Annotated in this window: 18 protein-coding genes; 7 read left to right on the top strand and 11 right to left on the bottom strand. The window is 46.8% G+C overall.

Translation table 11 applies throughout. The annotated features are described in order from the left end of the window. The first annotated feature begins 9 nt into the window (after nucleotides 1–9). Nucleotides 10–873, top strand: coding sequence for a 4-hydroxybenzoate octaprenyltransferase (ubiA, locus tag ICV90_RS08800; RefSeq protein WP_215358575.1), 864 nt, complete (start codon nucleotides 10–12; stop codon nucleotides 871–873). On the opposite strand, the gene proC is transcribed toward ubiA, so the two are convergent. Genes proC through ICV90_RS08775 form a run of 5 tightly spaced genes read right to left on the bottom strand, consistent with a single transcriptional unit; the run spans nucleotide 870 to nucleotide 6,379 of the window. Further along, entirely contained in the window at nucleotides 870–1,739 is an 870-nt protein-coding gene (gene proC / locus ICV90_RS08795; protein WP_215358574.1) for a pyrroline-5-carboxylate reductase, read from the bottom strand. The two genes, ubiA and proC, sit on opposite strands and share 4 nt — an antisense overlap. Continuing rightward, a complete protein-coding gene (locus ICV90_RS08790) occupies nucleotides 1,736–2,461 on the bottom strand; it encodes a YggS family pyridoxal phosphate-dependent enzyme (protein WP_215358573.1) in 726 nt (241 codons plus the stop codon). Before ICV90_RS08790 ends, proC begins: the two co-directional genes overlap by 4 nt. Then, entirely contained in the window at nucleotides 2,458–3,735 is a 1,278-nt protein-coding gene (gene glcF, locus ICV90_RS08785) for a glycolate oxidase subunit GlcF (RefSeq protein ID WP_215358572.1), read from the bottom strand. The genes ICV90_RS08790 and glcF overlap by 4 nt, the downstream gene beginning before the upstream one ends. 8 nt (nucleotides 3,736–3,743) lie before the next feature. Continuing rightward, nucleotides 3,744–4,889, bottom strand: coding sequence for a glycolate oxidase subunit GlcE (gene glcE / locus ICV90_RS08780; protein WP_215358571.1), 1,146 nt, complete (start codon nucleotides 4,887–4,889; stop codon nucleotides 3,744–3,746). After that, a complete protein-coding gene (locus ICV90_RS08775) occupies nucleotides 4,889–6,379 on the bottom strand; it encodes an FAD-linked oxidase C-terminal domain-containing protein (protein ID WP_215360451.1) in 1,491 nt (496 codons plus the stop codon). The genes glcE and ICV90_RS08775 overlap by 1 nt, the downstream gene beginning before the upstream one ends. Before the next feature lie 42 nt (nucleotides 6,380–6,421). On the opposite strand from ICV90_RS08775, the gene ICV90_RS08770 reads away from it, so the two are divergent. Beyond that, nucleotides 6,422–6,991, top strand: a complete 570-nt coding sequence (locus ICV90_RS08770; protein ID WP_215358570.1) for a cob(I)yrinic acid a,c-diamide adenosyltransferase — start codon at nucleotides 6,422–6,424, stop codon at nucleotides 6,989–6,991. Between the two features lie 42 nt (nucleotides 6,992–7,033). Here ICV90_RS08770 and ICV90_RS08765 read toward each other — a convergent pair whose 3' ends face one another. The 4 genes from ICV90_RS08765 to ICV90_RS08750 are packed head-to-tail and all read right to left on the bottom strand — an operon-like array spanning nucleotide 7,034 to nucleotide 14,691. Then, the gene (locus ICV90_RS08765) at nucleotides 7,034–8,158 is read right to left on the bottom strand and encodes a 3-deoxy-7-phosphoheptulonate synthase (protein WP_215358569.1); all 1,125 of its coding nucleotides are present in this window, start codon (nucleotides 8,156–8,158) and stop codon (nucleotides 7,034–7,036) included. A gap of 30 nt (nucleotides 8,159–8,188) precedes the next feature. Next, complete coding sequence (gene tldD / locus ICV90_RS08760; RefSeq protein ID WP_251367719.1) at nucleotides 8,189–9,679, bottom strand: metalloprotease TldD; 1,491 nt, start codon at nucleotides 9,677–9,679, stop codon at nucleotides 8,189–8,191. Nucleotides 9,680–9,699: 20 nt separating this feature from the next. After that, nucleotides 9,700–10,533: a carbon-nitrogen hydrolase family protein gene (locus ICV90_RS08755; protein ID WP_215358568.1), complete on the bottom strand. Its 834-nt coding sequence runs from the start codon at nucleotides 10,531–10,533 to the stop codon at nucleotides 9,700–9,702. A gap of 6 nt (nucleotides 10,534–10,539) precedes the next feature. Beyond that, complete coding sequence (locus ICV90_RS08750; protein ID WP_251367718.1) at nucleotides 10,540–14,691, bottom strand: YhdP family protein; 4,152 nt, start codon at nucleotides 14,689–14,691, stop codon at nucleotides 10,540–10,542. A 77-nt stretch (nucleotides 14,692–14,768) separates the two neighbouring features. Between ICV90_RS08750 and glnE the strand changes: the two genes are divergently transcribed. After that, nucleotides 14,769–17,582 carry a bifunctional [glutamate--ammonia ligase]-adenylyl-L-tyrosine phosphorylase/[glutamate--ammonia-ligase] adenylyltransferase gene (glnE, locus tag ICV90_RS08745; RefSeq protein ID WP_215358567.1) on the top strand — a complete coding sequence of 938 codons (2,814 nt, stop codon included), beginning with the start codon at nucleotides 14,769–14,771 and terminating at the stop codon, nucleotides 17,580–17,582. Between the two features lie 13 nt (nucleotides 17,583–17,595). Here the strand turns inward: glnE and recN are convergent, their stop codons facing one another. Further along, nucleotides 17,596–19,266: a DNA repair protein RecN gene (gene recN / locus ICV90_RS08740; RefSeq protein WP_215358566.1), complete on the bottom strand. Its 1,671-nt coding sequence runs from the start codon at nucleotides 19,264–19,266 to the stop codon at nucleotides 17,596–17,598. Nucleotides 19,267–19,292: 26 nt separating this feature from the next. Beyond that, complete coding sequence (locus ICV90_RS08735) at nucleotides 19,293–20,198, bottom strand: NAD kinase (protein ID WP_215358565.1); 906 nt, start codon at nucleotides 20,196–20,198, stop codon at nucleotides 19,293–19,295. 37 nt (nucleotides 20,199–20,235) lie between these two features. On the opposite strand from ICV90_RS08735, the gene hrcA reads away from it, so the two are divergent. The 4 genes from hrcA (at nucleotide 20,236) to dnaK (ending at nucleotide 25,094) form a co-directional block, all read left to right on the top strand. Further along, complete coding sequence (gene hrcA / locus ICV90_RS08730) at nucleotides 20,236–21,246, top strand: heat-inducible transcriptional repressor HrcA (protein ID WP_215358563.1); 1,011 nt, start codon at nucleotides 20,236–20,238, stop codon at nucleotides 21,244–21,246. Between the two features lie 51 nt (nucleotides 21,247–21,297). After that, entirely contained in the window at nucleotides 21,298–22,392 is a 1,095-nt protein-coding gene (gene hemH, locus ICV90_RS08725) for a ferrochelatase (RefSeq protein ID WP_215358561.1), read from the top strand. A gap of 66 nt (nucleotides 22,393–22,458) precedes the next feature. Further along, entirely contained in the window at nucleotides 22,459–23,007 is a 549-nt protein-coding gene (gene grpE / locus ICV90_RS08720) for a nucleotide exchange factor GrpE (RefSeq protein ID WP_215358559.1), read from the top strand. 164 nt (nucleotides 23,008–23,171) lie between these two features. Continuing rightward, entirely contained in the window at nucleotides 23,172–25,094 is a 1,923-nt protein-coding gene (gene dnaK / locus ICV90_RS08715) for a molecular chaperone DnaK (RefSeq protein ID WP_215358558.1), read from the top strand. The last annotated feature ends 63 nt before the right edge of the window (nucleotides 25,095–25,157 follow it).

The following is a 25,157-nucleotide window of genomic DNA, read 5'->3' as shown; positions in this document are numbered from 1 at the left end:
AATTACTTTATGAATTTAAAAGATCGTTTTATTTCTTACGGGTATCTAATCAGGCTAGATAAGCCGATTGGTACGCTATTACTATTGTGGCCTACGCTCTGGGCTCTTTGGTTGGCAAGCAGTGGCGTGCCTGATTTATCTATTTTGCTGATCTTTATTGTTGGCACATTTTTGATGCGTAGTGCGGGCTGCGCAATCAACGATTATGCTGATCGTGATTTTGATCGGCATGTTAAACGGACCCAAGGCCGCCCAGTCACAAGTGGAAAAATCTCCGGCAAAGAGGCTGTAGCCGTAGCTGGTGTTTTGGCACTACTCGCCTTTTTACTCATTCAGCCCCTGAACCTATTTACAAAGCAGTTGTCCGTGCTTGCTTTGCTAGCAGCCTTCGTCTATCCCTTTACTAAACGCTTTTTTGCCATGCCTCAAGCTGTCTTAGGCATTGCCTTTGGCTTTGGCATTCCGATGGCGTATGCGGCTATTTTGGATTTCATTCCCTTAGAGGCATGGTTCTTATTTATTGGGAATATCTTTTGGGCGATAGCCTATGACACAGCCTATGCCATGGTTGATCGCGATGATGATCTGCGCCTAGGATTGAGAACGTCGGCCATTACTTTTGGTCAGTATGATGTCGTCGCTATAGCAATAAGCTACGGGATGCTTTTTCTGAGTCAGTTATGGGTGGCGCAATTGGCTAACTTAAGCAATTATTTTTTAGTGGGTTGGTTCGCAGCATTGGCTTGCGCGATCTATCACTTGAAGTTAGTTTCAACTCGCAATAGAGACAATTGCTTTAAAGCATTCCGCCATAACAACTGGTTAGGCGGATTTTTATTTCTGGGAATTGTGCTGGGTCTAGGTATTAACTAACTCTGGCCGAGTTCATCGCCCATTGTTTTACCGCGCTGACTGGCTGCATCAATCGCTTTTTCTAAAATTTCATGCCAACCTTGTTGTTTCATGACATCTAGAGCAGCAGCAGTGGTTCCACCTTTGGAAGTAACTCTTTCGCGGAGAACACCAGCATGCTCATCAGAGTTATGGGCGAGCTGTGTAGCGCCTTCAAGAGTGGCATAAGCCAGCTTGCGCGCTGTCTCTGAGTCAAGACCGAGCTTCTCTCCAGCAGATTGCATGGCTTCTAAAAATGCAAAGACATAGGCTGGGCCACTACCAGAAACAGCAGTTACTGCATCCATCAATTTTTCTTCTTTTACCCAAACGGTTTGGCCTACCGCATTACAAATAGTTTCAGCTAAGGTACGATCAGATTGATCTACAGCAGCATCTGCAAAAAGACCGGTAATCCCTTTGCCAATTAAGGCTGGAGTATTGGGCATAGCGCGCACACAGCGCGTGTGATCAAGCCAGCGACTCATATCTTTTAGGCGAATGCCGGCAGCGATGCTCAGAATGAGCGGGCCGGGAGCGCTAGCATGCTTAAGTTTAGTTGCCAAACCTTTGGCAACGACATTGAAGTCTTGGGGTTTGATCGCCATGACAAGCACATTATTTTTAGAGAATTCAAAAGCGATTTGCTCCAGAGCGCCAATGCCTTGAACACCAAAATCTTCATGTAACTTTAGGGCGGTTGCAGCATTAGTTTCTACAACAGAGATTTGATTGGGTTCGAATCCACTGGCAAGAAGGCCGCTGATGAGTGCGCGCCCCATATTGCCACCACCAACAAAGGTGATGTGGGCATTGCTATTGTTTTGTGCGATTTTGTTTGTGCTCATTTGCTAATCTTATCGCGCTTCCCAAAAATGGCCGTGCCAACACGCACTATAGTGCTGCCTTCGGCGATAGCAGCCTCTAAATCATCAGACATACCCATCGAAAGTGTGTCAAAGAACTGGTAGCCAAGCTCAGTGAAATGGCTGGCTTGTATGCGCTTGAAACAATCTTGTACAGCTGCAAAAGCTTGGCGTTGCAAGACAGGGTCTGGATGAGGTGCGGGAATAGCCATCAAGCCCCGCAGCACTAAGTTTGGCAAGGAGGTAATGGCGTTACAGAGCTCTTCAACTTCAACCAGGGAAATACCGCTTTTGCTCTCTTCCTCGCTGACATTGATTTGTACGCAAACCATCAATGGCGGTAAATCTGGAAACTCGCCGCGTTGAGCGGATAGGCGCTCTGCAATTTTGAGGCGGTCCAGGCTATGAACCCAATCGAAGTGTTGCGCTACTTCCCTGGTTTTATTGCCCTGCAAAGGGCCAATGAAATGCCAGGTCAACCAAGGGCGCAATTTGGCTAACTTCTCAATTTTTTCAACCGCCTCTTGCACGTAGTTTTCACCAAAGGCGGATTGACCGGCATGCATGGCTTCTTCAACGGCCGAGGACGGAAAAGTTTTACTAACCGCCAGAAGCTCTATTTCTTCGGGCTCACGTTTTGCGGCTAATGCAGCAAGCTCAATCCGCGCTCTGACTTGCATCAGATTGACAACAATGGAATTCATGAGGCCTTAGAAGATTTGCTAAGCAATTGATCTACGATTTCAATCCAATGCACTACGGGGGTGTCTTCTTGCTGTAGATGGGTGATGCAGCCAATGTTTCCAGAAACAATGATCTCTGCACCAGATTCCTCGCAGGCAGCATTTAAGTGGGTTAACTTGTTTTTACGAAGTTGCTCAGAGAGTTCTGGTTGAGTCACTGAATAAGTGCCCGCAGATCCGCAGCAAAGATGGCTGTCGGCACATAAACGCACACCAATACCAATGCTGGAAAGTAATCCCTCAACCTTGCCGCGAATTTGTTGGCCGTGTTGCAAGGTGCAAGGTGGGTGATAAACAACACCTGGTTTTGGATCTGTGCCTACTAGCTGCACCAGCTCATTTTGCAAGGAAGGCAGTATTTCAGAAATATCCTTGGTCAGATCTGAAATCTTTTTCGCTTTGGCTGCATAGATAGGATCATTTGCAAATAGATGTCCATAGTCCTTCACCATCACACCACAACCAGATGCAGTCATGACAATGGCTTCTATACCACTTTCAACCAAAGGCCACCACGCATCAATATTTTGCTTGGCATTATCTAAACCGCCAGCTTGATCATTAAGGTGATAGCGTAGTGCTCCACAGCAAGTGGCATTGGGCGCGCTAATCATTTGAATCTTTAACGCGTTAAGCACACGCGCTGTTGCTGAATTGATATTCGGGAGCATGCCAGGCTGAACACAACCCTCTAGCAAAACCATTTTGCGCTGATGAGCTGCAGTGGGTCTTGCATAAGCATCGGTGGAATTAGCCAATGCTTTATTTACAGTCAGTGGGATCTTGCGTTTGATACCGCTTGGCATCAATGGGCGTACTAAACGACCTAGAGTCATTGCTGTATTAAATAAAGCGGGCTTAGTTAAACCTTCTTTTAGGGCCCAACGGGTCAAGCGTTGGCCGATTGGGCGCTCAGGCGTATTGTCTTCTGCCCACTTGCGACCTATGTCTATTAAGTTGCCGTATTGAACACCGCTCGGGCAAGTACTCTCGCAATTGCGACATGTTAAACAGCGATCTAAATGCAAGCGAGTCTTTTCAGTGGGTGCCTGCCCTTCGGCGATCTGCTTAATTAGATAGATGCGTCCGCGAGGCCCATCTAACTCATCGCCTAGTATTTGATAGGTAGGGCAGGTGGCCGTACAAAAACCACAGTGAACACATTTGCCCAGAATGCGGGCTGCCTCGATACCTTCCGGCGTGTTGGCAAATTGAGGAGCGAGTTGAGTTTGCATAGAAATACTTATGGAAGACGTTTAGTAGCGAATACACCTGCAGGATCAAAAGCTGATCTTAGGCGCTCTTGCACTGCCTCAAGGGCAAAGGAGTGAGTCTGCTCTGATAACAAAGTAAAGCGCTGATTGCTAGGGTCTACATTGGCGCCCTGTCTAAAGCGAGTTGCATGTCCGCCATGGGAATTAGCAATGGCCTTGATAGCTTTAAAGGTAGCCTCATTACCAGGCGCTGTAATCCAACGTTGTTGACCATGCCACTCCAGAACAATCCCATCTGAGGCACCACTGATAGTAATTGGCCCACTGGCTGCAGGGAGTGCTAAGCGATAAAGCGTTTGATCGGCACCTAGATTGGCAAATGCAGAAAGTTTTTGCTCACGCAAATCATTCCAGAAATGTTCTGCAGCTTCAGGATTAAGCTCAGTGGCCATCACTAAAGAACTCATGAGAGGAATTGCAGCCTTTACAGCAGCTGCTGCACCAGCGAGACGGAAAGTTAACTCCCCATCTCCACCTTTAGATGAACCAATCCAACAGCTTGCAGATAGAGGTAATGGCTGTCCCGCCCATTCATTCAAGATCTTGAGGGCTTTCTCTTGAGAGATCTGACAACGTAAAGTTGCGGTCGCAGCAGGTTTAGGCAGCACCTTGACTGATGCTTCTAACAGAAGAGCAAGGGTTCCCAAGGAGCCAGGCAGCAAACGAGAGACGTCATATCCCGCTACGTTCTTCATTACCTTGCCGCCAAAGGAAAGGTCTTGGCCTTTGCCATCAATAATGCGAGCGCCCAATACAAAGTCACGGAAGTTACCCACAGTGATGCGTCCTGGACCAGCAAGGCCGGCGGCAATTGCCCCGCCAAAGGTTGCATTCTCGCCGAAATGAGGCGGCTCAAAAGCAAGTACCTGATTCTTTTCTTTGAGGGCTGCTTCAATTTCCTTTAGTGGAGTTCCGGCACAAGCAGTGATGACCAATTCTTCTGGTTGGTATTCCAAAATTCCTGAGTAGCCACGTGTGTCTAGTTTGGTATAGCCATTCGGATTGCCGTACCAAGATTTTGTACCGCCGCCCTCAATCGAGAGCGGGGTTTTATTCTTAGCTGCATTGAGAATTTGCTCGCGGAATGCATTGATTTTTGGATCGGAGTGGCTCATTAGAAGCGCTCCAATTCTGGGTGAGGCAATTGGCCGCCGCTAATGCGCATACGACCATATTCTGCGCAGCGACTCAAAGTCGGAATAGCTTTATCTGGATTGAGTAATTTTTCTGGATCAAAAGCACTCTTCACACCCCAGAAAGATTCACGCTCACCTTCACCAAACTGCACGCACATCGAATTAATTTTTTCAATGCCAACACCATGCTCACCAGTGATCGTGCCACCGAGTTCTACACAGGCTTCTAGGATTTCAGTGCCGAATTCTTCTGCGCGATGCCATTCTTCTTGATCAGCACCGTTAAATAAAATCAGGGGATGCATATTGCCGTCGCCTGCATGGAATACGTTTAAACATCCAAGACCGTATTTTTCTTCCATGCCCTGAATGCGCTTGAGGAGCGTAGCAATATGGCGACGAGGAATGGTGCCATCCATGCAATAGTAGTCTGGGGCCAGGCGACCTGCGGCCGGGAAGGCGTTCTTCCGGCCACTCCAAAACTTTAAGCGCTCGCTTTCATCTTTAGAAATCTGTATTCCGCTTGCACCAGCTTCTTCAAGCACTTTGGTCATACGCTCAATTTCTTCTGCAACCTCTTCTGGAGTGCCATCAGACTCACAGAGCAAAATAGCTGCAGCGTCTAAGTCATAGCCTGCGTGCACAAATTCTTCTACAGCGCGAGTAGTAGCTTTGTCCATCATCTCCAAACCAGCAGGAATAATGCCGGCTGCAATGATGGCAGCAACTGCGTTACCACCTTTTTCAATGTCATCAAAACTTGCCATGATTACGCGAGCCAATTTTGGTTTCGCCACTAACTTGACCGTGACTTCAGTAACCACTGCGAGCATGCCTTCGCTACCCATCATGATTGCGAGTAAATCGAGTCCAGGTGCATCTGGTGCTAAGCCGCCAAATTCAACGATCTCACCGTTCATGAGTATTCCGCGCACACGCAGAACATTGTGCAGAGTGAGGCCGTATTTAAGACAGTGCACGCCACCAGAGTTTTCGTTGACGTTACCACCAATCGAACAGGCAATCTGAGAGGAGGGATCTGGAGCGTAATACAAACCGAGGTGGGCAACTGCTTCAGAAATAGCAAGATTGCGAACACCAGGCTGAACGACTGCAGTGCGAGTAAATGGATCAATGCTGATAATTTTCTTGAGCTTGGCTAGGGACAGGACCAATCCCTGAGAAAGAGGCATTGCGCCACCCGAGAGACCGGTTCCTGATCCGCGAGGCACTAGGGGGATTTGCATTGCATAGCAAATCTTCAAAATTTGGGCAACTTGCTCTTCTGTTTCTGGCAGAGCTACTGCCAAAGGCATCCGACGGTAGGCGGCTAGACCATCACATTCATAGGGAATGGTGTCTTCTGGCTCCCATAGAAGGGCATGTTCCGGCAGGATTGGGCGCAAGGCTGCAACCAATTTGGACTGAAGGGCGCTAATAGCGGCTAATTCGGGGGGTGGGGTCACCATATTCATAAGAATCATTTTAGCCATTTACCTATAATTAAGCTTATGGGAAATCGACTATCAAAAATCGCCACTAGAACCGGTGACGCAGGAATGACGGGCTTGGGTGACGGAAGTCGCGTAGAGAAGGATCACTTACGGGTCTGCGCTATGGGCGATATCGATGAGTTGAACTCAGAAATCGGGGTTTTAATGACCGAGGAGATCCCAGAGAGCATTTCTGCCGAATTACAGGAGCTCTTTCTGCAGGTGCAGCATGATTTATTCGATTTAGGGGGCGAACTATGCATCCCTAATTACAAACTGCTCAATCCTGAGCATGTAGCGCAGCTAGATGTTTGGCTCGAAAAATACAATAAACAATTACCCCCTTTGACTGAATTCATTTTGCCGGGTGGTACTCGCGCTGCTGCACAAGCCCATGTTTGTCGCACCGTATGTCGCAGGGCCGAACGTTCGATTGTTCGCTTGGGTTGGGAGGAGCCTTTATATAATTCCCCTCGTCAATATGTCAACCGCCTATCCGATTTGCTCTTTGTGCTTGCGCGTATTTTGAATCGTGCGGCTGGTGGTTCGGATGTGTTGTGGAAGCATGAAAAAAAAGAGACTAAATAAATTAGTCTCTTTTATCAGTAGTACTTAAAAAATACTGCAGTATTACTTTTTCTTGCTTCTACATTTCTTAACGGCTGTAGCTAGACGCTCCAGTACCTTCACAGAGTCATCCCAGTTGATGCAGGCATCGGTAATACTCTTGCCGTATTCCAATTTGCTTGGATCATCTTTTCCTGGCGTAAATTTCTGAGCTCCATCATTTAAATGACTCTCAACCATCACGCCAAAAATCTGGTGTGAGCCAGATTCAATTTGCTGTGCCACATCGTCAGCAACCACAATCTGACGCTCATGCTTCTTGCTTGAATTGGCGTGGGATAAATCAACCATCAAACTGGCTGGAAGCTTGGCTGCTTCTAGCTCAGAGCAGGCCGCTTGCACAAACTGAGCTTCATAGTTTGGCTCTTTGCCACCACGCAAAATCACGTGGCAATCTTTATTGCCTTTAGTTTCCACAACAGATACTTGACCATTTTTATGAACGGATAAGAAATGATGTGGACGACCTGCAGCTTGTATCGCATCAGTAGCAATTTTGATGTTGCCATCAGTGCCGTTCTTAAATCCGATAGGTGCAGACAAGCCAGAAGCAAGTTCGCGATGAACTTGGCTCTCAGTAGTACGTGCACCAATAGCACCCCATGAAATCAGATCCGCAATATATTGCGGGGAAATCACATCCAAGAATTCGCTACCAGCTGGCATGCCAAGGCGATTGATTTCCATTAGTACTTGACGCGCAAGGCGGAGACCTTCTTCGATACGATAGCTCTCATCCAAGTAAGGGTCATTGATCAAACCCTTCCAGCCGACAGTGGTGCGCGGCTTTTCAAAATACACGCGCATCACAATTTCTAATTCACCAGCAAAACGCACGCGCTCAGCTAAGAGGCGTTGGCAATATTCCAGCGCTGCTTTTGGGTCATGAATGGAGCATGGTCCGATGATTACGAGTAAGCGGTCATCCTTGCCATGAATAATGTCGCGGATTTTTTTGCGAGTGTTGCTGATCAACGCTTCAGTAGGCGTTCCAGAAATCGGAAAGAAGCGAATTAAATGCTCTGGCGGAGGCAGAACAGAAATGTTGTCAATGCGTTGATCGTCAGTATCTGAAGTCTTGTCGACTGCAGAGTACCAATTAGCGGGATTCGTATTTTGTTGGCTCATCCGGCTATTTTAAGCCGTAATTAGCCAATATTAGGCAGTCCCACCTACAGTCAGGCTATCAATCCTCAGGGTAGGCTGCCCAACCCCGACTGGAACACTTTGCCCTTCCTTGCCACAAACCCCAATCCCACCGTCTAATTTCAGGTCATTTCCGATCATAGAAACCTGTTTTAGGGATTCTGGCCCGCTACCAATAATGGTCGCGCCTTTGACGGGGTATTGAATTTTGCCGTTCTCAACCCAGTAGGCCTCTGAAGCAGAAAACACAAATTTGCCACTAGTGATATCAACCTGACCACCACCAAAGTTCACTGCGTATAAACCGCGCTTGATGCTGGCGACAATTTCTTGAGGATCATCTTTGCCGGCCAACATATAGGTATTGGTCATTCGTGGCATTGGTAGTGAAGCAAAACTTTCACGGCGACCATTGCCGGTGAGGGGCATATTCATGAGTCGGGCATTTAGGCTGTCTTGAATGTAACCTTTCAATATGCCATCTTCAATTAAGGTGGTGCATTGAGTGGGAGTGCCTTCGTCATCGATATTCAAAGAGCCTCTTCGTCCAGACAGGGTTCCATCATCAACAACAGTCACTCCCTTAGCTGCAACACGTTGTCCAATTCGACCAGCAAAAGCAGAAGAACCTTTGCGATTAAAGTCACCCTCGAGACCATGACCTACTGCCTCATGCAATAGAACGCCAGGCCAGCCTGGTCCCATAACTACTGTCATTGGGCCAGCGGGTGCTGGCCGAGATTCGAGGTTCACTAGGGCTCCGTCAACTGCCTCATCAACATAACGATTAATGAGTTCTTCATTGAAGTAGAGATAGTCATGACGTGCGCCGCCGCCAGAGGAGCCTGATTCACGGCGACCATTTTGTTCTGCAATGACGTGTACCGAAACGCGCACAAGAGGACGAACATCTGCAGCTAGCAAGCCATCTGCTCGCACTACTAATACGACATCAAATTCTCCAGCCAGACTGGCCATGACTTGAATAATGCGCGGATCACGTGCCTTAGCCCGGCGCTCAATACTTTCTAGTAATGCGATTTTTTCTTTGGGTTGAAGAGAATCTAAAGGATTGACATCCGAGTAGAGCTTATTGGATACGGGGTTAAATAATTTGCTTGCAACCGCTTGCTTGCCACCCTCGGGCCCTATTACTCGAGTAGCTTTGGCTGCTTTATTTAAAGCTTCTAAATTAATCTCATCTGAATAAGCGAAAGCCGTCTTATCGCCATAGATAGCGCGCACACCAACGCCTTGATCAATATTAAAGCTGCCGGACTTAACAATGCCTTCTTCAAGACTCCAGCTTTCACTCCGAGTATGTTGGAAGTAGAGATCTGCATCATCAAGGCGATGAGCAAATAAGTTGCCAAAGGTGCCGTGCAAATCTTGCTCGGATAAGCCGGTTGGTTCGAGCAAAATAGATTTGGCTAGTTTGATGAGGTCTGCTTGCTTTTTGGCTTTGGTCCAATTGGCGGGGAATAGTGCTTCTGGTGCATTCATGTGATTCAGCAAATCTTTCTTTAAAGCTTGCGATGCGCAAGTGCGGGTAACTTAGAGCGTACCTCGTTTAATTTATCTTTGCACAAAACCCCAGAAATAAAGCCTTCCCCCTCGGGGAGGTTAGCCAAGATACTGCCCCAAGGATCAATCAGCATGCTGTTACCCCAAGTGCGACGTTGATTTTGATGAATGCCGCCTTGGGCAGATGCCAATACGTAACATTGGTTTTCGATAGCGCGAGCACGTAAGAGGATTTCCCAATGATCCTTGCCAGTTGTATATGTAAAGGCGGCTGGGATGATATGGCAGTCTAACTGTCCAAGGGCGCGATAGAGCTCTGGAAAGCGCAGGTCATAACAAATACTCAAGCCAAAGGTCCAATCATTTCCATTAATTGAAATTTTTAAGAGGCCCGGCTCATTGCCAGCCTCAATTGTTTCGGATTCTTGATAACGCTCAGTTGCTGTTTGAAAACCAAATAAATGAATTTTGTCGTAACGAGAAATTTGCTCGCCGGCAGGATTAAAGACAAGGGTTGTATTAAGTACTTTATTAGAATCTTTTGCTTCCAGTGGAATAGTGCCTGCCACTAGGTAAATATTGTTTTGTTGTGCAATATCCGAAAGCTGCTCCTGGATAGGGCCGCTACCAATACTTTCGCGGGCCCGTACTTTATCGGTGTCCTTAAGACCCATTAAGCAAAAATACTCTGGCAAGACGGCTAGTTGTGCGCCTTCAGTTGCAGCTGCAGCGATGAGTCTACTTGCTGTAGATAAGTTCTCATGCAAATCAGGCGTGGAAACCATCTGAATGGAGGCAATCTTGAGATCGGCACTGCTTACTGATAGGCTCATGATGATTTAGTTAGAAATTTTGTTGGAGTTGCCTGAATTACTTGGGTTACTTTGTGGTCCAGAGTTATTGCTGTTTGGTTTACTTTGCTCTTTTAACAAGTCTTTACTGCGAATGGTGTCTAAAGTTTTCGAGTCAATTGGCTGACCTTTTTGATCAAGAGGAATCACTTCTGGATCATCCCAAGAGCCTTGGACCAGATAGTCTGATTGGAGATTACGATTGATTTGACTCGTAATTAAGTACTGCCCAACCAATGCGCCCAGACCTACGATAGGATTAATGGCAAATGCAGCTAATGAGCCAGCTGTTGCATCAATTGTTGGGAATATGGTGACACGCAAATCTTGCGTTTGTTTGGGGATATTGATTTGCCCATTCATGGCAACCCGTGCTTGGTCTAAACCCATTGTGAATTGCTTTGTTTGAGCAACTCCGGAGCTAATATCAAAAGAAGCATCAATGGAATTAAATGGCGTTCCCTTGGTCACAATATTGCCCAAGCTTCCCTGGAGGTCCAGAGTAGCAAATCTAAATAAACTTTGTAGGCTGAGAACATCGAGTAGCTTGGCGCCGCTGGTATTCACCTCTAACAATCGACCTTTTTCAAGATTCAAAGTTACCTTACCGGCTAGGGTGTCGAATTGAGGTGCGAAAGGAGTGCCATCCCACTCCACGTTACTGGTCAATTTGCCTTGGCCGCCTTCCACTGATTTTTGGCTGGTCCAATGCTCAATAATTTGGCCAGCATCCTTAATGTCTAAATCAACATTCACCGTTGTGTGTTCAGCTTGATTCTGGGTGGTACCAACCCAGCGCCCAGTCAAAACAGAGCTGCCTTGGGGATTATTGAATTGGATGGAATCCATATTGAGGACGTTGTTATTTGTCCTGGTTTTAATTTTCAGCTGACCAAGCTGAGCCTTACCCCAGTTGAAGTCATCAATAGCCAAATCAATACTAGGAATGGAGTCAGGATTAATCGCAGTTTTGATAGGAAGATTTTTTGAGGCTGGCTTTTTGACCTCAATTGGAGCGCTGACTTTCTCGGGAAACTTGAGTCGCGCTAAGCGCCCACTAATCAAACCGCTTGGTTGTGACTTATTGGGTTCTGTATATTGCAGTTGACCGGCGATGGAGGGTGAATTAATTCGCATTTGCCAAGCAGCATTTTTATTGCTTGCTGAAAAATTCAGATCTTGCCAATTGCGCTCAAACAAAACCACTTTTTTTACTTGGGCAGCAATTTGAATATTGCTTGGATTTTTTTCTTCCGCTTTAGAAGCACCTTTTTTACTTTGGCTTTCTAAAAAATCTTGCCATACATCGAGATTGAGCTCTGAAGTTGCAAGATTAAGCTGAAAGCCTTGGCCCGGGGGTACTGCGCTCGTGCCGATTCCTACTGCATGACGAAGAGTGTCATCACTGCCAAGTTCACCTTGAATAAAGTAGGCGTCACCAATTTTTCCATCCCATGTAAATCGACTGGAGGCGGAGGGTGATTTCGCAAAGGACTTTAGGGTTAATTGGCCTGACATGGGTGTCCCCAACTGCTTTTTCGCGGGGGCTGGTGCTGAACTAGCCCAATCACGCATGTCAATCTTGAGATTGGTTTCGCTATTACCTTTATTGAAATGAATGGCACCCTCATATCTTGCTACGCCACTCATTGCTTGCAAAATCGGTGCCACCTGAACCGATGCATCTTTTGCGAAGTAGTCTTTAATAAAGCTGGCGCTAATATCACCCGAGATGTTGTAGCTCTGGCTACCTTGATTTGGCGCTGCACTTGAAATCTTGATATCACCACCAAGGAAATTAGCGGTGATATCTTCGAATTCAGGATTAATCTCGGTTATACGAATCTTTCCTTTGAGGTTATCCAGAGGAGGCAAGTCATCCCACTGGACTCTGTTGCCGGGAAAATTTAATTGAATGTCAGTTTTGGTGTCTCCGTTGCCTGATAGGGGAATGCTAAGAGCCAAATTGAGCTTGGTGGGTCCTGTAACCTTTAGATTGCGCTCAAGCGCAATCTGCTTTTTACCAACAGGTGAGGCAAATAGATATTCAAGCAGTTGTGGGGCGTCACCTTGAGCCTCACCATTCACCGTCAGAAGTAATTGCTTTGCGCTCACACTAGGAATTTCTGCATGAAATTTGCTTAGTGCAACTTGTTTGTAGCTTGCTTGATCGATATCTACCGTAAAGTTAGCATTCTGCATATTGATCATGCCATTTACTTTATTGAATGCGGGCCAAATACCTTGCGCCGGAGATGAACTTGGCACTGGGCTGAAAGTAGCGTCAATAACTGGAAGTTTGAGGCTAAATTCCACGGTACTCGATTTGGGAAAGGGCACTTCATTAGGATCACCTTTAATATGCAAGCTACCATTTTTAATGATGCCTGCATCAAAGGCTTTACTTAAATAGGATTTGGCATCACTGCCCATGCCAACGGGCAAATAACGATAGGCAGTTTTGAGATCAGCCTGAGCAAAATTCATATCCAGGTTCATGAAGTCAGGATTTTTACCTTCGCCAATGATGTAATTAAGATTGAGAGTGGTTGAAATCTCCGAATTACTGAGCGCTAACTGCTTTGCATTAACGACCCAATTCCCTTTTTGTTTTGCCCAAGAAATTTGACCATTGGCTTGATCAAGCTTGATTTTTGGATCCACCAATAGGTCGTTAACCTCGAGCTCTAGATCACTTGATTTAATCGAGAAGCTGCCCTTGTTTTGGTCGGCAGAAAGGAAGCCAGACAGTTTGGATACTGAAGGCATTGCTTTATTGATGCCAACAAAGCTGAGGTCGATGAGTTTTCCGCTTACAGTAAAGTCTACTTTGTTCGATTTGAACCATCCGCCGGGAATATTGAGGGCAGATAAGGGTGATTTACTTTCAGACCAATTGATATCGAGATCTTGTAACTCACCATCAGCTTGTGATGCTTTAATCCACTGATGAACTTTTTTAGATAAAGGTAGGTTCAGGGCAAATAAGGCAACATCCTCAACCGAAATCTTTGGTGATGAAAAACCAAACTCTTTAATTTCTCCATCTCCCGCTGGTGGTCTCCAGCGGAAAGTCATTGGGCTTAAATTCTCGAGGGGGGTAGATGCTGGACTCTCAATATCACGCCAGGCAAATGTCTTGGTAGTAACAGATATCAATCCATTATCAGTTTCTTGCGCCAGGTTGGTTTCTAGCCTTCCAAGAGCAATGGCATCTTCACCTTTAGATAGTTGAATAGTTAAACGATCGGCAGCAAGATAAATTTCTCCGCCATCAGGTTTGCCGTTGTCAATTTTTAATTTTCCATTGGAGTTCACCACTCCCTCAAGCGTATTGAGCGAGAGAGCAAATTCATTTGCTATTTGAGTGAGCTGGAGTTCATTTACATTCCAAGAGATAGTCCCGATCCAATCGCGCCAATTACCCGCTTGGCCGCCGATATGGTGCACAAGATCAATATCAAGCGAGACCGGCCCCTTGGTCCAGGGCGTAATGACATTCAGCGAGCCTTGATGACTACGAATCCCATTGCTAAGAGAAAGGTTTTGAATATCTATTGAAGTAATGGCTTTCTTTTTGAGTTGATCATCCCAAAATAATTTGACATCGCTGACACGAATCTCATTTTGAGCAAAGAGCCAATTCTCAGTGGAGTAGTCATTGGATTTTCCGTCTATGGGGATGCCGGCAACAGTAATGACGCCTTTGCCATTACGTTGCCCATAAATTTCAGCACCCTCGATATTGAGCTCATGAAAGAATGGGGCTAGGTGATAAAAAGTTGCCCAACTGAGTTGCCCATCAATTTTCTGAATGAATAAGAGCGGTTTCGCTTTATCGGGCGCGTTGAAGCGCAAACCTTCAATTTCAAAATTAGGTCTCATGCCCGTCCATGAAACTTGTAGAGAGTCCATAGATACATCTGCACCAATGCGAGCGCTAATGAGCCTCTCAACCGAGGCTTTAGATTTCTCAATTTGCGGCCAAAGAACAAACCGCACGCCTACATGCACCAGCACACAAAGAGCCAAAACAACGCCCGTCAAGATGAGGGCACGCTTACGCCAAGCCCCGTTCGAACCTTGAGGACGTTTAGCAAGCACGCTCTTGAGGCGAGGCGGGATGATGTTTTGCAGCATGACCTCCATTATCCTTCAGCCCTAGCCTGATCGACAAGCTTCTGGCTTGGGTCTTGGGGTCGGATTAAGATGGGGGAATGGATGATTTTTCCCGGCAAATCGATTTTTTAGAGCAACACTCGACTTATGCGCGACGTTGGCTAACTGCTCACCCTGAGTGGCTTGAGTGGCTCCGTATTCAAGGGCAGAAACAAGTCGATATGCAGGGCATCAAGGCCTTGCTAAAAGACTGTAGTGTCGATGAACGGGTTGATGCGCAAGACGAGACCCTCTGGATGGCCAATTTGCGCTTGGCAAGACAGCGTTTGATGCTCTGGGTTGGATTCCGAGATTTAAATGGCATGGCCGCCTTGCAAGAGGTGACTCAGGCGCTGAGCCATTTTGCTGAATTAGCAGTTTCCGCATCGATTGCCTTTATTCGGGAAGACCTCAAAGCCCGTTTCGGCTTGCCTTGGAGTAACGCAACGCAATCAGAGGTGCCGCTCATGGTTGTCGGCATGGGTAAATTGGGTGGCCTTGAACTCAACCTGTCATCAGATATCGATTTGATTTTTCTCTATGAGCATGAGGGTGAAACTACTGGTGGACCTAAGAGTTTATCCAACCAGGAATGGTTCACGAGAATGGGCAAACGCTTAATCAAGCTGCTTGCTGAGCACGACGCCAATGGGTTTGTTTTTAGGGTGGATATGCGCCTTCGTCCCAATGGAGATTCAGGACCCCTGGTATGTAGTTTGGATATGCTGGAAGAATATCTATTGGTTCAGGGGCGAGAGTGGGAGCGCTACGCCTGGATTAAAGGTAGATTAATCGCGCCTCTACCTGGGACCCCAGATTTTTCTCGCTGCCAAAGAGAGCTTGACCAACTGATTCGGCCCTTTGTATATCGTCGGCATTTAGATTACGGTGTGATTGCATCCATTCGGGATTTGCATGCACAAATTCAGGCTGAAGCAGAAAAACGCTCTTCGGGTCATCAAGGGCGTTCACGTGACATCAAGTTAGGGCGCGGCGGTATTCGAGAGATTGAGTTTTTGGCACAAATGTTTCAACTCATGCGGGGTGGTACAGATCCTCGCTTTAGAGTCCGCCCAAGCTTGGAGGTCTTAGATCTCATTAAACAATGTGGCATCTTGCCCGCCGATGAAGTGGATGCGTTACAGGCAGCCTATGTTTTCTTAAGACGCTTGGAGCATCGTCTTCAGGTATGGGATGACCAGCAAACCCACTATCTGCCTGATGATGCTGAAGTACGGTCACGGTTGGCGATTTCGATGCAAGGCCAAGAAGCACAAGTAAACGCTTTTATGACCGAACTGGAGCGGCATCAAAATAAGGTTGCTCAGCTTTTTGAAAAAGCATTTTTACTGGACGATGGCTCGCGTCTGGAGATTGCGCCCTTAGCTCGGGACTGGGCGCCTGATCCAATATTTTTCCCTGACTCCTATATTCGGTGGCAGTCGTGGATTGATAGCCCAAAACAAAAATTGTTGCCGGAAAAAAGTCGTTTAATTTTCGATAACTTGATGTGCAAGGCGGCAGAGAGTTTGCAGATTGAAGCTGCTACCTCGGCACATGCTGACCAAACACTGTTGCGTTTGTTTGATTTGCTTGAGGCAATTGCGAGGCGTAGTGCCTATCTTTCCATTTTGGCCGAGTATCCCAGAGCATTATCTAATGTGCTTGACTTACTCAAGGCGTCTCAATGGGGTGCGCAATATCTTACGCGTCATCCACATTTACTGGATCACTTATTGAACTCTCAAACCGAGAGAACTCTAATCGAGGATCCATCAAGATATTGGACCGAGGTGCGAGCCAATCTAAATATGCGGCTCGATGATGTTATGGCCGATAGTGATGGCTCTGAGCAGGCGATGGATATCCTACGAGTCACCCATCACAACGAAACCTTTATCACGCTATTGACTGATCTAGGTATTGGCGTGCAACAAGCACTGCCGGTAGAGCGGGTAAGCGACCATCTGTCTGCTTTAGCGGATTTAATTTTGCAGACGACATTTGAGCGGGTTTGGCCTAGTGTGGCTCAAAAGTTTGGGTTACTTCTCGAGGCTAGCCCTCCATTTGCAATTATTTCTTATGGCAAATTGGGCGGCAAAGAATTAGGCTATGCCTCTGATTTAGACATTATCTTTTTGTATCAAGCGGAAGACTCAGACTATGCGGCTCAAGAAACTTATGCCTTGCTAGCAAAACGCATGATTAATTGGTTAACTGCATTTACTTCTACTGGTAGCTTATTTGAAATCGATACGCGTCTTCGTCCTAATGGCTCTGCTGGATTCTTAGTAACGAATGCGGATGCCTTTAAAAAATACCAACTTCGAGAAGGTGATAATGCGGCTTGGGTCTGGGAGCATCAGGCCCTTACGCGAGCTCGTTGCTCGGCCGGTAATCCGGGCGTGGGCAAATTTTTTGACTCAGTTCGTTCCGAGGTGTTAAGTCAGAAACGAAATATTGAGCAGCTCAGGACAGAAATTTTAGAAATGCGCCGCAAGGTGCATGCAGGTCATCCCAATACCAAGGCCGATTTTGACTTAAAGCATGATTCTGGCGGTATGGTCGATATTGAATTTATTGTCCAGTTCTTGGTCTTGGCTTATGCCTATCAACACGCTCAACTCATTGGTAATCTTGGCAATATCGCTTTGTTGCGAATTGCTGGTGATGTGGGCTTAATTACCCAAGAGGCTGCACTCACTGTTGGCAATGCGTATCGATTGTTGAGGGCCCGTCAACATCGCTTGCGTTTGGATGGAGCCGAAAAGACCCAGATCAATCTAGAAAATGAGCTTGAGCTCATTGCGGCAAAAGATGCAGTTCAAGCGCTTTGGCTGGAGATTTTTAAAGCGCCTTCAAGCATTGGCTAGAAGTAATGCAGCTTTAGTTTTGTTCTAACAACTCACGGGCATGACGGCGAGTGGTATCGGTAATCGTAGCGCCACCAAGCATGCGGGCCACTTCTTCAACCCGTTCAGCTCTACCCAAGATCTGCACCTGTGATACTGTCTTTTCGCTGTTTTGAGATTTGCTGACTTTGAGGTGATGATTGCCTTGAGCCGCTACCTGTGGCAAATGAGTTACACATAAGATCTGGTGAGATTGACCCAATTGATGCAATAGTTTGCCCACTGTTTCAGCAACTGCGCCACCAATACCTGCATCTACCTCATCAAAGATGAGTGTGGGGGTGAATGAGGCTTTACTTGTAATAACGCTAATTGCTAGGCTAATGCGGGCCAGCTCTCCACCTGAGGCTACCTTAGCAAGTGAGCGAGGAGAGCTACCAGCATGACCGGCTACTAAAAATTCAATTTGCTCAAGACCTTGGGATCCGCCTTCGCTAAGGGGTGTTAAAGCGATCTCTAGGCGCCCACCTGCCATGGATAGATCTTGCATGGCATTAGTTACTAAATCGCCTAGCTCTTTGGCGGCCTTGCTGCGTTTTTGTGAAAGCTGTTTTGCCAGCTTTAAGTAAACGACTTCTTCTTGTTTGACTTGATCTCGGAGTGCTTCAATATTTTGGGATGCGGTTAAAGCGTCCAGGCGTTCTGATGTCTCCAAAAGAAGTTTTGGTAGTTCATCAACCTCTGCGCGATATTTGCGAGCGGTACTATGCAGTGCTTGCATACGCTCCTCAACTTCAGAAAGTCGAGCGGGATCTAAATCAATCTTTTGTAAGTAACGATTAAGGCCATGAATGGCTTCATCCAGCTGAATGCTGGCTGACCCTAGGGCTTGATTAATCTCGCCTAATGCTGGGTCATGCTCTGCTAGGGCGCCTACATTAATGCATACCTTCGATAGAGTAGATTCCAGAGAATTATCGGCATCACTCAATATTTCTATTGCCTCTTGGCAACCGCCAATCAGCTTTGCCCCATTTGCTAAGCGGGCGTGCTCGCTTTGAATGTTGGCCCATTCACCTTCTTGCGGTGAAAGTTCAGTAAGTTCTTCCAGTTGCCACTCAAGACGCTCACGCTCGCGTTCAACGTCTTGACCTGCATTTTCAGCTTGCTCAAGTCGGCGACGAGAGTCAGCCAGTGTTTTGAAGGTTTGAGCTACCTCTACAGCGAGTGGTAGTAGGCCGGCGTGACGATCGAGAAGTTCGCGTTGAGCGCCACCCTTTAATAGTAGTTGGTGCGCATGTTGCCCGTGAATGTCCACTAGCTGATCACCTGCTTCGCGCAATTGCGCTAGCGTGGCAACGCTGCCATTAATAAAGGCACGACTGCGTCCATTACTTTCTACGGTTCTTTTGAGTAATAAGCTTTGGCCCTCATCCTCAATAGGGAATCCTTGCGCATCAAGCCACTGACTAAAGGATTTCACTAGCTCTGGCTCAATACGAAAGAGTGCGGAAATTTCTGCGCGGTTACTACCTTCACGTATTTGGCTGCTATCAGCACGCTCACCCAGCACTAAGCCAAGGGCGTCTAGCAGAATTGATTTGCCTGCACCGGTCTCGCCGGTGAGCACAGTAAACCCGCTTGAGAAATCTAGCTCTAGCTGATCAACAATGACAAAGTCACGGAGTGAGATGGTTTGAAGCATGTATTAGCGTAGCAAAAAACTCGACATCAGAAAGTCGATGGGTATTCATTCCAGTGCAATTTCTCACGCAAAGTTTTGTAGTCGCTGTGATTGCTGGGGTGTAATAGGGCGATTGTTTTGTCGGATTGACGTACTTCAACCTTGTCGCCGCTCTGTAGATTGGTTTGTGATTGCATGTCGAAATTGACAATGACTTCAAGTCCATTCACAACCTCAATCACAGTAACACTATCTTGAGGCAAAACAATAGGTCGATTGGAGAGAGAGTGTGGCGCAATTGGGGCAAGCAATATGCCTGCCACATGTGGATGCAAAATAGGCCCGCCAGCTGAGAGTGCATAAGCAGTTGAGCCAGTAGGTGTCGATACGATTAGACCATCGGAGCGTTGGTTGTACATAAAGGAGCCATTGACGTGAACTGCCAACTCCACCATTCCTGAAATCCCAGAACGGTTCACGACAACATCATTGAGTGCTAACGCACGATTAATTTCTTTGCCATTACGAAGAACTACAGCATCGAGTAATGTGCGTGTATCGGCTTCGTATTCCCCGGAAATAATTTTGGGCAGCGTAGTCTGAACCGACTGAATTGGAATATCAGTCATATAACCAAGACGACCCATATTGATTCCAACGAGCGGAACATTGCTGCCTGCTAATTGACGTGCAATGCCTAGCATGGTGCCATCGCCTCCCAAAACGACAACAAGGTCAATTGCTCCAGCAAAGTCTTGCGCAGTTTTTGTGGGGTAGGTGTTCAAACCAAGGTGATTGGCTGTCTCAGACTCAATAAAGACCTCACAACCTAATCCTGAGACCACTTTGGCTAGGTCTTTTAGGTGCTCTTCAATGCCATCAGCATGAAATTTGCCGACAAGCGCAACCCGGCTAAATGCCTTTTTGCTGGAATTTGGGGATGGGCTTAACATATAACGATTAAACCATAGGCATAAAATCCCTTCCACCATGGATGAACGTTCCCGCGCCTTACTAAAAACTCTCATCGAGCGCTATATCGAGGAGGGTCAGCCTATTGGCTCGCGCACACTGTCTAGATTCTCGGGTTTGGACCTCTCCGCAGCCACTATTCGTAACGTGATGGCGGATTTAGAGGAGATGGGGCTTGTTACCAGCCCCCATACTTCAGCTGGCCGTATTCCAACCCCCCGGGGTTATCGCCTGTTTGTAGATACTATGGTGACGGTGCGCCCTTTGGAAGCGATGGCTGCTCGAGAGGTTGAAAAAGGCCTTCTACCGGATTCTCCACAAAGGGTCCTGAACTCGGCAGCGCAGATTTTGTCCAACTTGACCCATTTTGCTGGCGTTGTCATGACGCCCAAACGAGCCCAGGTTTTTAAACATATTGAGTTCTTGCGCTTGGGCGAAGGCAAGATATTGCTCATCATGGTTACCCCAGAGGGTGATGTGCAAAATCGTATATTACCAACGACTCAGGATTACACACCAAGTCAACTCATTGAGGCGGGTAACTTTATCAATGCCCAGTTTGCTGGAAAAAGTTTTGATCAAGTGCGTATGCATCTGAAATCCGACTTAGATAATTTGCGCACAGATATCGCTGGCTTAATGGCTTTGGCCTTGCAAACCGGTGTTGCTGATTACGACATGGGGCGGGGCGACATGGTTTTGTCTGGTGAGCGTCGCTTATTGAATGTTGGAGATTTAAGTTCCAACCTCGATAAATTACGCAAGATGTTTGATATGTTAGAGCAAAAATCGGTACTCATGCAATTGCTCGACGTATCAAGTCATGCGGACGGTATTCAAATATTTATTGGCGGTGAAAGTGATTTATTGCCTTATGAGGACCTCGCTGTAATCAGCGCCCCATATAGCGTAGACGGTCAAATAGTGGGAACGCTTGGGGTGATTGGGCCAACACGGATGGCATATGACCGAGTGATTCCGATTGTGGATATCACCTCAAAATTACTATCGGGCGCCTTAAGCTCCTGAGTACAGACCTAACTTTTTATATTTAAAACTCATTACCAGAGACAGAACATTTTGAATCCGAATCCGCATCTACGTGCTTCCAAAACCGCAGTGTTGCTTTTGAACTTGGGGACACCATCCGCCCCAACATCTAAAGCAGTGCGCGCCTATTTAAAAGAGTTTCTTTCGGATCCACGCGTAGTAGAAATTCCGCGCATTATTTGGTGGTGCATTTTGAATGGCATTATTTTGCCAATTCGTAGTAGTGCTTCTGCGAAAAAATATGCCTCTATTTGGTTACCAAAGTTAGGCTCTCCCTTAATGCATTACTCACGCTTGCAGGCGAAAGAATTGGGCGAGAAATTTGCCAATGAGGGGCATACAGTTTTGGTGGATTTGGCAATGCGCTATGGCCAGCCCTCTACACAGGTTGTCCTGGAGGGTCTTAAGGCACAAGGTATGGAGCGTTTATTGTTATTGCCTTTGTACCCTCAATACTCCGCCACAACCACGGCATCTAGCTTTGATGAAGTCTTTCATGTTCTCAGCACATGGCGCGACCAACCAGAGTTGCGTTTGGTCAAACACTATCACGACAACGCCGCATACATTTCCGCATTGCGTGATCAGGTGTTATCGAGCTGGGATAAAGATGGGCGCCCTGATTTTGCAAAAGGCGATCGCTTAGTGATGTCTTTCCATGGTTTGCCAAAGCGTAATTTAATGAAGGGTGACCCCTATCATTGCGAGTGTCTGAAAACAGGTCGCTTGCTGGGTGAGTCTCTGGGTTTAGAGCCTGGACAATATATTGTGACCTTCCAGTCCCGTTTTGGTAAGGCGGAATGGTTAAAGCCCTATACAGCTCCAACCATTGAAAAGTTAGCCAAAGAAGGTTGCCAGCGCATCGATATTTTTTGCCCTGGATTTCCGGCAGATTGCCTAGAAACACTAGAAGAGATCGCCATGGAAGCCCGCGAAATCTTCCTAGAGCATGGTGGTAAAGACTATCGCTATATTCCCTGCCTGAACAGCAGCCCCAAGTGGATAGAGGCTCTGAGCGATATTGCCCATCATCATCTTCAAGGCTGGTCTTTAGGCGTGGAGTCTGACGCTGAATTAGCGAAGCGCAATGAAAGGGCTGAGCTGGCTGAAAGAATGAAGTCTTGAAATTGCAACAATCAGCCCCATATTGCAAAGTAATAGCCATCTTTATAGAAAAGTAAAATAGCGTCCATGACACAAGAAAACCAAAACCCATCTCCAGAGCAAGAGAATCCTTCTGCAGAGCCAGTCAATGAATCTGCAGCAGAAACTCCGGCTGTGAAAACGCCTGAACAGGAAATTGCCGAACTCAATCAAAAGATTGGTGAGCTGCAAGATAACTTCTTGCGCGCTAAGGCGGAAGGAGAAAATATTCGTCGCCGTGCTGTGGAAGATATTGCGAAGGCGCATAAATTTGCGATTGAAAGTTTTGCAGAGCATTTGGTGCCTGTGACGGACAGTCTTTATGCTGCATTGAGTACCGATGCTGGTGATGCTAAGGCCTTTAAGGAAGGCCTGGAAATTACCCTTAAGCAGCTACTGTCTGCCTTTGAAAAAGGCCGCATGACAGAAATTAACCCTGCGGTTGGGGATAAGTTTGACCCGCACCACCATCAGGCCATTGCTTCCGTACCTTCTGAGCAAGAGTCCAACACAGTGGTTTCTGTATTGCAGCGGGGCTACACCGTAGCCGATAGGGTTCTCAGACCTGCTTTAGTGACGGTCAGTGCCCCAAAATAAGCTAAAAAGGGACTAAAACCCTAAAAAAGGCATAAAAAAGTTGAAAAAGGCAGATTTCTGCCTTTTTTGCTCTTTATCCCCTTGAAATCCCCTTTTTAGACCCCATTTACTGGGTATCGAAATATTTATCAGTACAACAAACAATTTAATTTTTTGGAGCAATTATGGGAAAGATTATCGGAATCGACTTAGGAACCACGAATTCATGCGTTTCAGTCGTTGAAAACAATGCACCTAAAGTTGTCGAGAACGCTGAAGGCGGTCGCACAACTCCATCCATCATCGCTTACGTTGAAGATGGCGAAGTATTGGTTGGTGCGCCTGCAAAGCGTCAGTCAGTAACCAATCCTAAAAATACTATCTACGCAGTGAAGCGTTTGATGGGTCGTAAATTTACTGATCCTGAAGTGCAAAAAGACATCAGCTTGATGCCATATTCAATCATCGCTGCTGATAACGGCGATGCTTGGGTGTCAGCACGCGACAAGAAAATGGCGCCACAGCAAGTGTCCGCTGAAATCTTGCGTAAGATGAAGAAAACTGCCGAAGATTATCTCGGCGAAGAAGTGACAGAAGCAGTGATTACTGTTCCTGCTTACTTTAACGATAGTCAACGTCAAGCAACTAAAGATGCTGGCCGTATTGCTGGTTTAGATGTGAAGCGCATCATCAACGAGCCTACTGCTGCTGCATTAGCGTTTGGCTTGGACAAGCAAGACAAAGTGGATCGCAAGATCGCTGTGTATGACTTGGGCGGCGGTACATTCGACGTATCCATCATCGAGATTGCTAACGTTGACGGTGAGAAGCAGTTTGAGGTGCTTTCTACCAACGGCGACACCTTCTTGGGTGGTGAAGACTTTGACCAACGCATCATTGATTGGATCATTGCTGAGTTCAAGAAAGAACAAGGCGTTGATTTGAGCAAAGACGTATTGGCGTTGCAGCGTTTGAAAGACGCTGCTGAGAAAGCCAAGATCGAATTGTCATCTGCGCAGCAAACTGAAATCAATTTGCCATACGTAACAGCTGACGCTAGCGGTCCTAAGCATTTGAACTTAAAGTTGACCCGTGCCAAGCTAGAGTCTTTGGTTGAGGAACTGATTAGCCGTACCGCTGGTCCTTGCTTAACTGCCATTAAAGACGCTGGTGTAAACGTAGCGGACATCGACGATGTAATTTTGGTTGGCGGTCAAACCCGTATGCCTGCGGTTCAAGACAAAGTAAAAGAAATCTTTGGTAAAGAGCCACGCAAAGACGTTAACCCAGATGAAGCTGTTGCTGTTGGCGCTGCAATTCAGGGTTCTGTATTGTCTGGCGATCGTAAGGACGTATTGCTCTTAGACGTTACCCCACTGTCATTGGGTATCGAAACTCTTGGCGGCGTCATGACCAAGATGATTCCGAAGAACACCACAATCCCTACCAAGCATTCACAGGTTTACTCCACTGCGGAAGATAACCAGCCTGCTGTAACTATTAAGTGCTTCCAAGGTGAACGCGAGATGGCTGCGGCAAACAAGTTGCTCGGTGAATTTAACCTCGAAGGTATTGCTCCTGCGCAACGCGGTATGCCACAAATTGAAGTGACTTTTGACATCGATGCCAACGGTATTTTGCATGTAACAGCAAAAGACAAAACCACTGGCAAAGAGAACAAGATCACCATCAAAGCAAACTCTGGTTTGACTGAAGAAGAAATTCAACGCATGGTGAAGGATGCTGAAGCCAATGCTGCTGAAGATAAGAAAGCGCTTGAGTTGGTAACTGCTCGCAATACTGCAGATGCCTTGGCTCACTCAACCAAGAAGGCTTTGGAAGAGCATGGTGCTAGCTTAGAGGCTTCCGAAAAAGAAGCGATTGAAGCAGCCTTGAAAGACTTGGACGAAGCTATTAAAGGTAGCGACAAAGAAGCAATTGAAGCTAAAACAGAAGCTTTGGGTAAAGCAAGTCAGAAGCTGGGCGAAAAAGTCATGGCGGCTGAACAAGCTAAAGCTGGCGGTGCCGCACCTGGTGCAGCCCCTGGCGCTGCCCCTGATGCGGATGTTGTTGACGCTGACTTTAAAGAGGTTGATGACAAGAAGTAATTCTGCAATTAGTCATTCATTAACGTAGTTTTGATGTACTTAAATAACAAGTCGGCCTCGTGC

Origin of the sequence: Polynucleobacter sp. JS-JIR-II-b4 (genome assembly GCF_018687815.1) — a bacterium.
In the GTDB taxonomy this organism is placed as follows: Bacteria; Pseudomonadota; Gammaproteobacteria; order Burkholderiales; family Burkholderiaceae; genus Polynucleobacter.
The sequence above is the reverse complement of the archived record's forward strand: the minus strand, read 5'-3'. Positions and strand labels throughout refer to the sequence as shown.

What these genes read in the sequence shown, in the direction of transcription:
- ubiA (WP_215358575.1), top strand. Translation starts at nt 10, where the DNA reads ATGAATTTAAAAGATCGTTTTATTTCTTACGGGTATCTAATCAGGCTA.
- proC (WP_215358574.1), bottom strand. Translation starts at nt 1,739, where the DNA reads ATGAGCACAAACAAAATCGCACAAAACAATAGCAATGCCCACATCACC.
- ICV90_RS08790 (WP_215358573.1), bottom strand. Translation starts at nt 2,461, where the DNA reads ATGAATTCCATTGTTGTCAATCTGATGCAAGTCAGAGCGCGGATTGAG.
- glcF (WP_215358572.1), bottom strand. Translation starts at nt 3,735, where the DNA reads ATGCAAACTCAACTCGCTCCTCAATTTGCCAACACGCCGGAAGGTATC.
- glcE (WP_215358571.1), bottom strand. Translation starts at nt 4,889, where the DNA reads ATGAGCCACTCCGATCCAAAAATCAATGCATTCCGCGAGCAAATTCTC.
- ICV90_RS08775 (WP_215360451.1), bottom strand. Translation starts at nt 6,379, where the DNA reads ATGGTGACCCCACCCCCCGAATTAGCCGCTATTAGCGCCCTTCAGTCC.
- ICV90_RS08770 (WP_215358570.1), top strand. Translation starts at nt 6,422, where the DNA reads ATGGGAAATCGACTATCAAAAATCGCCACTAGAACCGGTGACGCAGGA.
- ICV90_RS08765 (WP_215358569.1), bottom strand. Translation starts at nt 8,158, where the DNA reads ATGAGCCAACAAAATACGAATCCCGCTAATTGGTACTCTGCAGTCGAC.
- tldD (WP_251367719.1), bottom strand. Translation starts at nt 9,679, where the DNA reads ATGAATGCACCAGAAGCACTATTCCCCGCCAATTGGACCAAAGCCAAA.
- ICV90_RS08755 (WP_215358568.1), bottom strand. Translation starts at nt 10,533, where the DNA reads ATGAGCCTATCAGTAAGCAGTGCCGATCTCAAGATTGCCTCCATTCAG.
- ICV90_RS08750 (WP_251367718.1), bottom strand. Translation starts at nt 14,691, where the DNA reads ATGCTGCAAAACATCATCCCGCCTCGCCTCAAGAGCGTGCTTGCTAAA.
- glnE (WP_215358567.1), top strand. Translation starts at nt 14,769, where the DNA reads ATGGATGATTTTTCCCGGCAAATCGATTTTTTAGAGCAACACTCGACT.
- recN (WP_215358566.1), bottom strand. Translation starts at nt 19,266, where the DNA reads ATGCTTCAAACCATCTCACTCCGTGACTTTGTCATTGTTGATCAGCTA.
- ICV90_RS08735 (WP_215358565.1), bottom strand. Translation starts at nt 20,198, where the DNA reads ATGTTAAGCCCATCCCCAAATTCCAGCAAAAAGGCATTTAGCCGGGTT.
- hrcA (WP_215358563.1), top strand. Translation starts at nt 20,236, where the DNA reads ATGGATGAACGTTCCCGCGCCTTACTAAAAACTCTCATCGAGCGCTAT.
- grpE (WP_215358559.1), top strand. Translation starts at nt 22,459, where the DNA reads ATGACACAAGAAAACCAAAACCCATCTCCAGAGCAAGAGAATCCTTCT.
- dnaK (WP_215358558.1), top strand. Translation starts at nt 23,172, where the DNA reads ATGGGAAAGATTATCGGAATCGACTTAGGAACCACGAATTCATGCGTT.